Below are 12793 nucleotides of genomic sequence, written 5' to 3'. Positions count from 1 at the left end.
GGATGACCTTCGGTTTGATCTTCGTCGGGCCGGTTAGTCGCTGGTGGTCCCAGTCGTGCCGAGATCGGAGCCGCACCGATGCCCGAGACGCCCCGCAAGCTGAAGCGAGTCCTGATACCGGCGGTGGGCGCGGTGGTCCTCCTGCTGGTCGCGGGGGTCGTCACCACGATCGTGCAAGGCCGCGGGGTGGGTCTCGCGGTCGCCGACCTGGCCGACGGGTCCGTTGTCACTCCTTCGGGTGTCGGGCGCGTGTCCATCACCACCGCGGACCCCGGCAAGCTCGATCGTGTCACCGTGCAGGTGGACGGGAAGCCGGTCGAGGTGCAGCGGGTCGACGGGCGCATGACGCTGGCCGGACTGGAGTTGGACGAGGGTGCGCACACCCTGTCGGTGCGCGCGGCGAACCCGCTGCCGTGGATGCCCGACGCCGAGGTGGAGCACGCCTTCACCGTGGACGGCACGCCGCCGGAGCTGACCGTGGACTCGGTGGAGGCGTCGTCGCCGCGCGGTCCGGTGGTCGTGAAGGGCGCCGCGGACGGCGCGGAGACGGTGCAGGTCGGCGACCAGCGGGTGCCGGTGCGCGACGGCCGGTTCGAGGCGTCGCTGGCGGCGGTGCCCGCCACCGTGCGGGTCGAGGCGGGCGACGCGGCGGGCAACACGCGGCACCAGGAGGTGCCGGTGACGGTGAAGCACCCGGGCATGCGCGCGGTGCACATGAGCGCGCTGGCCTGGGCGTCGGCCGACCTGCGCGAACCGGTGCTGGCGCTGGCCCGCGAAAAGCGCATCGACACCGTGCAGCTCGACATCAAGGACGAGAGCGGCGAGATCGGGTACGACTCGCAGGTCCCGCTGGCCCGGCAGGTGGGCGCGAACAAGAGCTACTACGACGCCCGCGCCGTGCTCGACGAGCTGCACGGCCTGGGCCTGCGCGTGGTCGGCCGGCTGGTGGCGTTCCGCGACCCGGTGCTCGGCAAGGCGTCGTGGGAGTCCGGGGCGCGGGACCGCGTCGCCCAGAACACCGCGGGCGCGCCCTGGTCGGCGCACTACGGCGAGTACGCGTTCACGAACTTCGCCGACCCCGAGGTGCGCGACTACAACACCGCGATCGCGAAGGAGGCCGCCGAGCTGGGCTTCGACGACGTGCTCTACGACTACGTGCGGCGGCCGGACGGCCCGCTGGGCCAGATGGTGTTCCCGGGCCTGACCACCACGCCCGAGCAGTCGATAGCGGACTTCCTGCGGGACAACCGCGAGGTGCTGCGCCCGCTGGGGGCCTACCTGGGGGCGTCGGTGTTCGGCATCGCCGCGCACAGCGGCACCGACATCGCGCAGGACATCCCGGTGCTCTCGAAGCACGTCGACTACGTGGCGCCGATGGTCTACCCGTCGCACTGGGGTCCCGGCGAGTACGGGGTGGGCAACCCGGACGCGCAGCCGTACGAGATCGTGAAGGCGTCCGTCGCGGACTTCGTGCGGCTCACCGAGGGCACGGGGGCGGCGGTGATCCCCTGGTTGCAGGCGTTCTCGATGGGCCACCACTACGGGCCGGGCGAGGTGCAGGCGCAGGTGGTGGCGTCGCGGGACGCGGGCGTGCCGTCGTTCCTGCTGTGGAACGCGGCGTGCCGGTACGACGCGGCGGGGTTGACGCCCGCATGAGGCCGTGGCCGCTGCTCCCCTACCTGACCGGGCTGTGCCTGGCCGCCGCGACGGTGGTGGTCCTGGACGCCGGTGCGGCGTCGCGGGCCACCACGGTCGAGTGGCCGCGCGGCGGCGTGGTGCCCAAGCCGACCCGGCCGGCGCCGAGCGCCCGGATCGACTCGCTGCGCACCACCGACGCCGACCTGCCGGGCGGACCGCCGTTCCCGCAGCAGGGCGCGGACACGTTCCGCGTCGTGCCGGGTTCGCCGGGTCCGCCGGGTCCGGCGAGCGGTGTCGCGTACTCGGTGGAGGTCGAGGACGGGGTGCGGCTGCCGCAGGGCGACGACTCGTTCGCCGCCGTGGTCGACCTGGCGCTGCTGCACCCCCGCGGGTGGCGGGCGCACGGCTACGCGTTCCGGCGGGTCGACCACGGCGAGCCGGCGCTGCGCATCCGGTTGGCGTCGCAGGGCACGGCACGTGCCCGGTGCGGGTTCGAGCTGCCCTACGACACGTCGTGCCGGACCGGGTCGGTGGTGTACGTGAGCGCGGCGCGCTGGTTCCGGGGCGCGCACGCGTTCGGACGCGACCTGCGCGGCTACCGCTTCTACGCGGTCAACCACGAGGTCGGGCACTTCCTGGGGCGCGGGCACGAGGTGTGCCCGGTGGACGGCGGCCCGGCGCCGCTGATGATGCAGCAGACGCTGAGCACGGCGAACGACGAGCTGGCGGAGATCGTGAACGGCACCGACCAGGGGGTGCACGTCGTCCCGGACGGGAAGGCGTGCACGGCGAACCCGTGGCCGTGAGCGGGTGGGCGGGAACGGGTCGGACGCCACCGCCGCACGGGTCGGCCCCGCACGGCGGTGGCTCGCGGATCACCCCGCAGCGCCCACCGCGGCGCGCTGCTCGGCGACCAGGTCCCGGTACCAGTGGAAGCTGGCGCGCGGGGTGCGGACCAGCGTCCCGTAGTCGACGTGGACCAGCCCGAAGCGGGGCCGGTAGCCGTGCGCCCACTCGAAGTTGTCCAGGAACGACCACACGAAGTAGCCGCGCAGGTCGACGCCCGCGTCGATCGCGTCCCTCGCCGCGGCGAGGTGGGTGCGCAGGAACTCGATGCGCTCCTGGTCGACGAACCCGGGGTTGTCCGGGTACACGCACCCGTTCTCGGTGATGTACACCGGCGGCAGGTCCGGGTAGCGCCGCGTGAGGCCCACCAGGGTGTCGGTGAGGCCGTGCGGCTCGACGGGCCAGTTCATCGCGGTGCGCGGCACGTCGGGCAGCCGCGTGGTGTCGATGCCGATGTCGATCGACGTGCGGGTGGCCGGGTCGGGGTCGCGGTGCGGCGCGTCGGCCACGTGCTGCCGGTAGTAGTAGTTGATGCCGACGTAGTCGAGCGGCTGCCCGATCAGCTCCAGGTCGCCGTCGAGGCGGAACGAGGCGTCGGTGACGCCGGCGAAGGTCTCCTCGTAGTCCTCCGGGTAGGCGCCGCCGAACAGCGGCTCGGTGAACTGGCGGCGCAGCAGCAGGTCGTGCCGGCGCGCGGCGGCGGCGTCGGCGTCCGAGCCGGTCACCGGCACCGAGGGCGACTGGTTGAGCACGATGCCGAACTCGTGGTCGGGCCGCGCCTCGCGCAGCGCGCGCACCGCCAGGCCGTGGGCGACCAGCAGGTGGTGGGCGGCGGCGAGCGAGCCGTGGCCCTCCCGTGCGCCGGGCGCGTGCCTGCCCTCGCCGTAGCCGACGATCGAGGACACGTAGGGCTCGTTGAACGTCGTCCACTTCGTCACGCGGTCGCCCAGCGCCTCCTGCACGACGAGCGCGTAGTCGGCGAACCTCAGCGCGGTGTCGCGGGAGCGCCAGCCGCCCTGCTCCTCCAGGGCCTGCGGCAGGTCCCAGTGGTACAGCGTGAGGAACGGCTCGATGCCGCGTCCCAGCAGCTCGTCGACGAGCCGGGAGTAGAAGTCCAGGCCGCGCGGCTCGACGGCGCCCGCGCCGGTCGGCAGCACCCGCGACCAGGACACCGAGAAGCGGTAGGCGTCCACGCCCAGCTCGCCGAGCAGCGCCACGTCCTCGGGCATGCGGTGGTAGTGGTCGCACGCGACGGCGCCGGTGTCGCCGTTCGCGACCGCGCCGGGCACCGCGGCGAACGCGTCCCAGATGGACGGTCCTCTGCCGTCCGCGTCCGCCGCTCCCTCGATCTGGTACGAGGAGGTGGCGACGCCCCAGCGGAAGCCTCGGGGGAAGTCGGTCATCAGCCTTTCAGCGCTCCTTGCATGATCCCGCCGACGATCTGCCGGCCGAACAGGAGGAACACCGCGAGCACCGGCAGGGTGCCGATCGTCGCCGCGGTGAGCACGAGTGTGTAGTCGGTGGTGTAGCCGCTGGCCAGGGTGGACAGCGCGGTCTGCACGGTGGGGTTCTCCGGGGTGAGCACCACCAGCGGCCAGAAGAAGTCGTTCCACGCCTGCATGAACGTGAACAGGCCGAGGACGGCGGCGGCCGGGCGGGCGGCGGGCAGCACGACGTGCCAGTACAGGCGGATCGAGCTGCACCCGTCCATCCGGCCGGCTTCGAGCAGCTCGTCGGGCACGGCCCGTTCGAAGTACTGGCGCATGAAGAACACGCCGAACGCGGTGACCAGGCCGGGCACGATGACCGCGTGGATCTCCCCCGCCCAGCCGAAGTCGCTCATCATCATGTAGAGCGGGATGACGCCGAGTTCGGTCGGGACCGCCTGGGTGGCGACCACCAGCAGCATCAGCGCCGAGCGGCCGCGGAAGCGGAGCTTGGCGAAGGCGAAGCCGGCGAGCGTGGAGAAGAACACCACGGACAGCGTGATGGTCCCGGACACCACGATGGAGTTCCACAGCGCCAGGGCGAAGTCGGACTGGTCGAACACTCGGGCGATGTTCGCGGCCAGGTTGCCGCCGGGCACCAGCACCGGCGGCACGCTGTCCACCTTGTCGGGTGTCTGCGAGGACACCACGAGCGACCAGTACACCGGGAACGCGGACCCGGCGAGCACCGCGATCAGTGCCGCGTAGGTCCACGGCCCGGGCAGCCGCACCGCGCGCTTGCGCCTGGCCGGCGGCGGTGCGACCGGGGCCGGCCGGTCGAGCAGGCTGGTCATGGGTCGCCTTTCAGTCGGTGCGGATGCGGCGCGCGGCCAGGTAGCTCAGGCCCGTGATGGCGATCGTGGCGATCAGCAGCAGCCAGGCGATCGCCGAGGCGTAGCCGAAGTCGAACTTCGCGAAGCCCTGCTCGTAGAGGTAGAGCGCGGCGGTCTGGAACTGCCGGTCCGACCCGCCGGTCGCCGCGGCGGCGCCCGGGTTGAACAGCAGGGGTTCGGCCAGCAGCCGCATGTTGCCCGCGGTGGCGATCACCGTGGAGAAGATGATCTGCGGGCGGAGCATGGGCACGGTGATGCGCCAGAACTGCTGCCACGCGTTCGCGCCGTCCAGCCGGGCCGCCTCGTACACCGTCGACGGGATGGCCTGCATGGACGCCAGGAAGATCAGCGCGTGGTAGCCGGTCCAGCGCCACACCACCATCGCCGCGATGGCGGTGTGCGAGGAGCCGGTGCCCGCCTGCCAGTCGACCCGGCCCGCGCCGAACAGCTCCAGGCCCCAGTTGACCAGCCCGAAGTCGCGGCCGAACAGCTGGGCGAAGATGATCGTCACCGCCGCCACCGAGGTGATGTTCGGCAGCAGCACGCCCATCCGGAAGAACGTCCGGCCGCGCAGCCGCCGGTTGAGCAGCTGCGCGATGCCGAGCGCGAACAGGATCTGCGGAACGGTGGTGAGCAGCCACAGGCTGAGCGTGTTGCCCATCGCGTTCCAGAAGTACGGGTCCGCGGTCAGCAGCTGGACGTAGTTGTCCAGGCCGATGAACGTCGCCGCGTCGCCGTCGAGCAGGTTGCGGTCCTGCATCGACACCCACGCGGTGTAGAGCAGCGGGAACAGGCCGAACACCGAGAACAGCAGGAAGTACGGCGCGATGTAGGCGTACGGCGCGTACCGGGTGTCCCAGCGGTGGCGGCGTTCGCGCCAGTTCAGGCCGGTCATCAGCCTTCGAGCTTCTTCGCGTCGCCGACGAACTGCTCCCACGACTCCGCGGCGCTCTGCTTGCCCTGCTCGACGCGCTGCATGGCGTTGCCGAGCTCGGTCTGCACGTCACCGGCCTTGGGGCCCTGGTACTGGGGCTTGAGGGCGCGCGCGGCGGCGGTGAAGACGGCGCCGACGGGGGCGTTGTTGAAGAACGGGTCGGTGTACTGGCCGACGGACTGCTCGCTGAGCGCCTTGTTCGTCGAGGGCAGCAGGTTGTTGCTGGCGAACACCTTGGCCTGCTGCTCGGGCGCGGTGAGCCACTCGGCCAGGGCGAGGGCCTTGTCGGTGTTCTTGCCCTGCTTGGGGACGGTCAGGTAGGAGCCGCCCCAGTTGCCGCCGCCGCCGGGCACGGCGGCCAGGTCCCACTTGCCGGCGGTGTCCGGCGCCTGGTCCTTGATCTTGGCCATCTGCCAGGCGGGGCAGATCACGGTGGCGAACTGGCTCTGCTTGAAGCCGGTGTTCCACTGCGGCGTGCTGTAGAGCAGGCCCGCGGACAGGCCGTCGGCGACGCCCTGCGCGACGAGGTCCCAGCCCTTGCGGATGTCGGCGTTCTCGCCGACGACGATCTTGTCGTCCTTGTCGTAGTAGCCGGTCGGCGCCTGGCCGACGATGGCGTTGAGCAGCGACGGGCCGCCGTCGAACCACTTGGTGCCCTGAGGCGCCCGGGCCTGGAACTCGCGCCCCTTGGCCATGAACGACTCCCAGTCCGGCCACATCGCCGAGACGGCTTCGCGCTCGGCGGGCAGGCCGGCGGCCTCCAGCAGGTCGCGGCGGTAGCAGATGGCCAGGCCGCCGATGTCGGTGCCGTAGCCGATCTGCTTGCCGTCCTTGGACAGCGACGCCTCCCACTTCCAGTCCAGCCAGCGGTCCTTGAGGTCGTCGGGGAGCTGGACGAACCGGTCCGGGGTGGCCTTGAACTGGTTGATGTAGCCGGAGTCGATGGCCTCGATGTCGGCCGCGCCGTTGTTGGTGGCGAGGTGGGCGGCGAGGTTCTTGTGGTGGTCGGAGTAGGAGGCGGTGCGGTCGGTGATGTCGACGTCCGGGTGCGCCTTCTCGTACTCCTCGAACAGCTGCTGGTAACCGAAGTTGCCGAACATGCCGACGGTGATCCGGGTCTTGCCGTCGCTCGCATCACCGCCGCAGGCCGTCACCAGCGTCGCGGCCAGCAGGCCGACGCCCACCAGGGTCCCGGCTCGTCTCATTTCGAGGCTCCTCTTTCCATTTCGGGCACGCCGGACACGCGTAGGGTCGATCCGGGGGTTTCCGGCGAATTCGACCGGGAACGCCACCCGGTCGGTGTGCAGTACATGACAGTCCCGGGACACCACACCGTCAAGTAACGAAGCGGTAACCTGACCGTTTCAGTCGATCGGCGTTTTCGCAGGTGGTACCGTGTCCAAGCTGGTCAGGTGCCGCCCCGGGCGGTCCTGTAAGCGGTTACAAAGAAAGGCCGGGAGATGACGACGATCCGGGAGATCGCGCAGCTGTGCGGGGTGTCCGTGGCAACCGTTTCACGCGTTTTCAACCAGCCCCTCACGGTCAGCAAGGAAAAGCGCGAAGTGGTCGAGCGGGTGGCCCGCGAGCTGGACTACCGCCCCAACGAGTCGGCCCGCGCGCTGGCCACCAAGAAGTCCGGGCTGATCGGCCTGGTGTGGGACACCGACCACCGGCGGCCCGGCTGGCGGCACCCGTACCTCCAGGAGTTGCTGATCGGCCTGAAGTCCGCGCTGAGCGCGCACGGCTACCACCTGCTGATGCTCGCCACCAGCGGGTCGGCGGCGCTGCGCGCGGTCGGGGCGTCGCTGGCCGACCCCGTCGCCTACGTGAACATGACCCGGCGGCACAGCCTGGGCGGGCTGGTGCTCATCGACAGCGGGTCCGACGCGCCCGCGTTCGCCGCGTTCGCCCAGTCCGGCCTGCCGTGCGTCGCGGTCGACGTGGCCGTCGAGGGGCCGCGCGCCACCTTCGTCACCTCCGACAACGTCGGGGGCGCGCACCTGGCCGTGCGGCACCTGGTCGCCGCCGGGCACCGCCGGATCGCCACCATCACCGGGCCGCGCGCCAACCGGCCGGCCGCCGACCGGTTGGCGGGGTTCCGCGCCGCGATGGCCGAGGCGGGTCTGGAGGTGCCGGACGCCCACGTGGCGGAGGGCGACTTCTACCGGCCCAGCGGCCAGGCGGCGATGCGGTCGCTGATCGCCCTGCCCGAGCCGCCGACGGCGGTGTTCTGCGCGAGCGACGAGATGGCCGTGGGCGCCCTGCTGGCCGCCCGCCACGCCGGGCTGCGCGTGCCCGACGACGTGGCGGTGGTCGGGTTCGACGACATCGAGCTGGCCGCGCTGGTCGACCCGCCGCTGACCACCCTCGCCCAGGACAAGGCGGGCATCGGGGTGGCCGCCGCGCACGCGGTGCTGACCATGGTCCACGACGGCGCGACGCCGCCGCCCGCGTTCCTGCCGACGAGGCTCGTGGTGCGCTCCTCCAGCCGCTGAGGTCGCCGCCGAAGGCCGCCCCGACGACCCGCCGGCATGAATCGAATTCGTCGAACAAGCTCACGTATGTGAATTCGCCAGCTCACATACGTGAACTCCGGCGAACCGTTGACACGTCGAAAAAGAGCGCTTACGGTGCGATGGGGAAAGGCCTTTTACCGGCCCCCTGAATTCCTTTCGACAAAGGACCACCATGCGCACGACACCGACGTTGAAGCGCGCCCTGCCCGTCCTCGCCGTCCTCGGCGCGACCGTCGTCGCCCCCGCGCCCGCGCTCGCCGCGGGCCCCGCGGACGGGTTCGCCTCCGTCAACGCCCTGGGCCAGAACGGCACCACCGGCGGCGCGGGCGGCGCGACCGTCACGGCGACCACCACGGCGCAGTTCCTCGACTACATCGCCCGCCCCGAGCCACTGACGGTGCAGGTCAGAGGCACGATCACATTACCGACCGGCACTACCGACGGCATGCACCCGGTCGCCTCGGACAAGACGATCATCGGTCTGGGCAGCGACGCCCGGCTCTCCGGCGGCGGCCTGAACATCGGCCTGCCGGTCGACGACGACGTGACCGCCCCGCCCGCGAACGCGGTGCACAACATCATCATCCGCAACCTGTCGATCACCGGCGCGACCGACGACCTGATCAACGTGCAGATGTTCAGCCACCACATCTGGATCGACCACAACGACTTCTCGAACGGCGACGACGGCGCGGTCGACATCAAGCGCGGTTCCGATTTCGTGACGGTCTCCTGGAACAGGTTCCACGATCACGACAAAACGCTCCTGCTCGGTCACGACGACGACAACGCGGCGCAGGACGTCGGCCGGTTGCGGGTGACGTACCACCACAACTACTTCGACGGGTCCGACCAGCGCAACCCGCGCGTCCGGTTCGGCGAGTCGGTGCACGTCTACAACAACTACTACCGCGACAACAGCTACGGCGTGGCCTCGGCGATGAACGCGGGCGTGGTGCTGGAGGGCAACTACTTCCACAGCGTCAACAACCCGGGCCGGGTGGACTTCAGCGGCGACCTGGGCCGCATGGTGCAGCGCGACAACATCCTCGTGGACTGCAACCACGCGATCGAGACCCGCGGCACCGTCGTGGAGCCCCGCACGTACTACCCCTACACCCCGCACCGCGCCGCCGAGGTGCCCACCGTCGTGCCCGCCGGCGCGGGTGTCGGCACGATCCGAGAGGGACGGGCATGAGCCCCATCAGCAGGCGCGGCCTCCTCGCGGGAGCCGCCGCCACCGCCCTGACCGCCGCCGCCGCGCGCACCGCTCCGGCGACCACGAACCCCGTCTGGGCCGCGCCGTTCGCCACCGCCGACGGCTTCGCGGGCACGAACCTGCTCGGCCAGGACGGGACCACCGGCGGCGCCGGCGGTCCCGTCGTGACGGTGCGCGACACCGAGGCGTTCCTGGACTACTGCGACCGCAACGAGCCCTACGTGATCCAGGTCGACGGGATCATGCGGTTCGGCAGCAAGCAGGCCCTGCGGTCGAACAAGACCGTCATCGGCCTGCCCGGCGCGGAGATCCGGGGCGGCGGCCTCGACATGTACCGCCGGCAGAACGTGATCATCCGCAACCTGCGGTTCACCGGCGCGGACGACGACGCGATCAGCATCCAGCAGTCCTCGCACCACATCTGGATCGACCACTGCGACCTCAGCGGCGGAGCGGACGGCCTGATCGACATCGTGCGCGGGGCGGACCTGATCACCGTGTCGTGGTGCCACTTCCACGACCACAGCAAGACCGCGCTGCTCGGCCACTCCGACTCCAACGCGGGCCCGGACACCGGCAGGCTGCGCACCACGTTCCACCACAACTACTTCGACCGCACCGCGCAGCGCCACCCACGCGTGCGCTTCGGCGAGCCGATCCACGTCTACAACAACTACTTCCGGGACAACGCGCTCTACGGCGTGGCCTCGACGGAGAACGCGGGCGTGCTGGTCGAGGCGAACCACTTCCGGAACGTGCCGCACCCGATCTACGTGGGCTACGACGAGAGCGGTCCCGGTCGCGTGGTGGAGCGCGACAACGTCTACTCGAACTCCGGCGCGCCGCAGACCGCGGGCACCGTCGTGGAGCCCCGCACCTACTACTCGTACACACCCGACAACCCCGCGAACCTGCCGACCACGGTGCCCGCCGGTGTCGGCGTGGGCCGGATCTGAGGAGGGGCGACCATGAGCCCGCTGAACCGCCGGCGCCTGCTCGCCGGCTCCGCACTCGCCGCCGCGGCGGCGGCACTCCCCCGCACCGCCTGGGCCGCGCACCCCTCCGCGCTCGCCGCGGCCGACGGGTTCGCCTCGGTCGACGCCCTGGGGCAGAACGGCACCACGGGCGGCGCGGCCGGCCAGGCCGTCACCGTCACCAGCGGCGACGCGCTGGCCGACTACGCGGGCCGCAAGGAACCCTACGTGATCACGGTGTCCGGGCTGCTCGACGTGGACGACATGATCACCGTGGTGGCGAACAAGACCATCATCGGCGTCGGTTCCACCTCCGGGATCACCGGCGGCGGCCTGCAACTGGGCTCCACCACCCGACCGGGCAACAACGTGATCATCCGCAACCTGCGGTTCACCGGCGCCTCGGACGATTCGATCAGCGTCACCAACAAGGCCCACCACGTGTGGATCGACCACTGCGACCTGTCCGACGGCTACGACGGCCTGCTGGACGTCAAGCGGGAGTCCGACTACGTCACCGTGTCGTGGAACCACTTCCACGACCACAGCAAGGCCGCGCTGCTCGGCCACTCGGACAGCTACACCGCCGACCGGGGCAAGCTGCGCGTCACCTACCACCACAACTTCTTCGACCGCACCGACCAGCGCCACCCGCGCGTGCGGTTCGGCGAACCCGTGCACGTCTACAACAACTACTACCGCGGCAACGCGCTGTACGGCGTGGCGTCCACGGAGGACGCGGGCGTCCTGGTGGAGAACAACTACTTCGAGAACGTCGCCCACCCGATCCTGTCCGGCTACGACAAGAGCGGCCCGGGGCGCGTGGTCGAGCGCGGCAACGCCTACGTCGGTTCCGGCACGCCGCAGACCCTGGGCACCGTGGTCGAACCCCGCACCTACTACGCGTACGCGCCCGACCCCGCCTCCGCCGTGCCCGGTCTGGTCACGGCGGGCGCGGGCGTCGGGCGCATCCGAGCGGGGCTCAGTTCCACGCCCCGATGACGCTCTGCGGTCCGGTGTCGAGCGGGCGGTGGGCGGTGGGCGGGGCGGACCGGCGGGCGAGCTGCCGCAGTTCGGCCGCGCACATCATGAAGCCGTCCGCCGGCAGGCGTCGCACGTAGTGGTCGAGGTCGACGGCCAGCGCGAACACGTGCACCGGCGTCCTCGCGGCGCGGCCCGCGTCGACCACGTGCCGCAGCGCAGCGAGGACGGCCGGGTGGCGCATCCGGTAGGAGGACGCCACCAGGTGGTTGCCCCGGTCCGCCGCGAGGTAGAACTGGGTCAGGTCCTTCGTGCCGACGAACAGCTCGCTCGCGCCCGCCGCGCAGAACGCGCCGGCGGCGTGCACGGCTGCCGGCGTCTCGACGAACACCGCGAGGGGCAGGTCCTCCGGCAGGTCGAGCCGCTGCCGCAGCAGCAGGTACTCGTCCTGGTCGTTGATGAACGGCACGGCGAAGTCCACCTGCCCGGCGGCGGCGCCCAGGTGTTCCCGGACGTGCGCGCGCAGGGCCCGGAAGGCGCGCGGGTAGTGCTCCTCGTCGAGCAGCCACCGGGCGCCGTGCAGGCCGAGCTCCGGGTTGGGCTCCCGGTCCACGCCCACGTCGCGCGTGATGTGGGCGGCGTCGTCGGACCGGAGGTCCAGCAGCCGCATGACGAGGCGCTGCCCCGGCAGCAGCTGCCCGGCGATCGCGCACAGCTCGGCGCCGAGGGCCGCGCCGTAGCGCTCGGCCCGCTCGGGGCCCGCCCGCAGCGAGTCGAGCGGGCTCAGGCCCGCCGTCAGGCACAGGAACTCCTCGCGGATGAAGAAGGTGTCCAGGCCCTCCACGCGCTGGTCGAGGGCGTTGACCGACCGGACGTCCGAGGTGGCGGCGATGACCGCGCAGATCGAGCCGAGGTCGGCCGGCACGGTGACCGGGGACTCCGCCGCCCTGGCCCGCGGCACGGCGCCGCCGAGCACGACCGACTGGCGGTCCAGCCGGACGGTGACCTCGCCGACGAGGTCGTCCAGCTCGGCGGCGTCGACCCGCATGACGGGGATGCCGCGCAGGCGGCACAGCGACTGCATGTGGCCCGTCTTCCCGCCCTTCGCGCAGATCACGGCCGACGACGCCACCAGGGCCTCGTACATCCCCGGGACGAGCGACTCGACCACCAGCACCGATCCCTCGACGGGCTCGCCGGTGCGGTTGCACGTGCCCCGGACGCTCGGCACCGGCACGTCGACCAGCACAACCCCTGAGATCTCGCGAGGCCCCACATGTCCTCCCACGGCTCCGGTCGGTGCGCGGAGGACCGACGCCCATCACGGAGCGTCGACACCTGACTCCGCTCGGCCACCGCCACCCC

11 protein-coding genes are annotated in these 12793 nt (G+C 71.6%); 6 read left to right on the top strand and 5 right to left on the bottom strand.

Annotated features, from left to right (window positions below):
• The first annotated feature begins 78 nt into the window (after nucleotides 1-78).
• A complete protein-coding gene (locus tag CKY47_RS21810; protein ID WP_306747789.1) occupies nucleotides 79-1656 on the top strand; it encodes a putative glycoside hydrolase in 1578 nt (525 codons plus the stop codon).
• Complete coding sequence (locus tag CKY47_RS21805) at nucleotides 1653-2444, top strand: DUF3152 domain-containing protein (RefSeq protein ID WP_306747788.1); 792 nt, start codon at nucleotides 1653-1655, stop codon at nucleotides 2442-2444. Before CKY47_RS21810 ends, CKY47_RS21805 begins: the two co-directional genes overlap by 4 nt.
• A 69-nt stretch (nucleotides 2445-2513) precedes the next feature.
• Here the strand turns inward: CKY47_RS21805 and CKY47_RS21800 are convergent, their stop codons facing one another.
• Genes CKY47_RS21800 through CKY47_RS21785 form a run of 4 tightly spaced genes read right to left on the bottom strand, consistent with a single transcriptional unit; the run spans nucleotide 2514 to nucleotide 6943 of the window.
• Entirely contained in the window at nucleotides 2514-3887 is a 1374-nt protein-coding gene (locus tag CKY47_RS21800) for a GH1 family beta-glucosidase (RefSeq protein WP_306747787.1), read from the bottom strand.
• On the bottom strand, nucleotides 3887-4765 hold the full coding sequence (locus tag CKY47_RS21795; RefSeq protein ID WP_306747786.1) for a carbohydrate ABC transporter permease: 879 nt from the start codon (nucleotides 4763-4765) through the stop codon (nucleotides 3887-3889). Before CKY47_RS21795 ends, CKY47_RS21800 begins: the two co-directional genes overlap by 1 nt.
• Nucleotides 4766-4775: 10 nt before the next feature.
• Nucleotides 4776-5699: a carbohydrate ABC transporter permease gene (locus CKY47_RS21790; RefSeq protein WP_306747785.1), complete on the bottom strand. Its 924-nt coding sequence runs from the start codon at nucleotides 5697-5699 to the stop codon at nucleotides 4776-4778.
• Nucleotides 5699-6943 (bottom strand): ABC transporter substrate-binding protein, encoded by a 1245-nt coding sequence (locus tag CKY47_RS21785; protein ID WP_306747784.1) that lies wholly within the window; start codon nucleotides 6941-6943, stop codon nucleotides 5699-5701. Before CKY47_RS21785 ends, CKY47_RS21790 begins: the two co-directional genes overlap by 1 nt.
• 255 nt (nucleotides 6944-7198) lie before the next feature.
• Between CKY47_RS21785 and CKY47_RS21780 the strand changes: the two genes are divergently transcribed.
• From CKY47_RS21780 to CKY47_RS21765, 4 genes are all read left to right on the top strand, one after another.
• Nucleotides 7199-8233: a LacI family DNA-binding transcriptional regulator gene (locus CKY47_RS21780; RefSeq protein ID WP_306747782.1), complete on the top strand. Its 1035-nt coding sequence runs from the start codon at nucleotides 7199-7201 to the stop codon at nucleotides 8231-8233.
• 193 nt (nucleotides 8234-8426) lie between these two features.
• Nucleotides 8427-9452: a pectate lyase family protein gene (locus tag CKY47_RS21775; RefSeq protein ID WP_306747781.1), complete on the top strand. Its 1026-nt coding sequence runs from the start codon at nucleotides 8427-8429 to the stop codon at nucleotides 9450-9452.
• Nucleotides 9449-10429, top strand: a complete 981-nt coding sequence (locus CKY47_RS21770; RefSeq protein WP_306747780.1) for a pectate lyase family protein — start codon at nucleotides 9449-9451, stop codon at nucleotides 10427-10429. Before CKY47_RS21775 ends, CKY47_RS21770 begins: the two co-directional genes overlap by 4 nt.
• 12 nt (nucleotides 10430-10441) lie before the next feature.
• Entirely contained in the window at nucleotides 10442-11449 is a 1008-nt protein-coding gene (locus CKY47_RS21765) for a pectate lyase family protein (protein ID WP_306747779.1), read from the top strand.
• Here CKY47_RS21765 and CKY47_RS21760 read toward each other — a convergent pair.
• Complete coding sequence (locus CKY47_RS21760; protein WP_306747778.1) at nucleotides 11430-12677, bottom strand: putative PEP-binding protein; 1248 nt, start codon at nucleotides 12675-12677, stop codon at nucleotides 11430-11432. The genes CKY47_RS21765 and CKY47_RS21760 overlap by 20 nt on opposite strands.
• Between the last annotated feature and the right edge of the window lie 116 nt (nucleotides 12678-12793).

Source organism: Saccharothrix longispora, assembly GCF_030852425.1.
Classification (GTDB): Bacteria; Actinomycetota; Actinomycetes; order Mycobacteriales; family Pseudonocardiaceae; genus Actinosynnema; species Actinosynnema longispora.
Note: the sequence above shows the minus strand (reverse complement) of the source record. Positions and strands in the feature narration are given on the sequence as shown.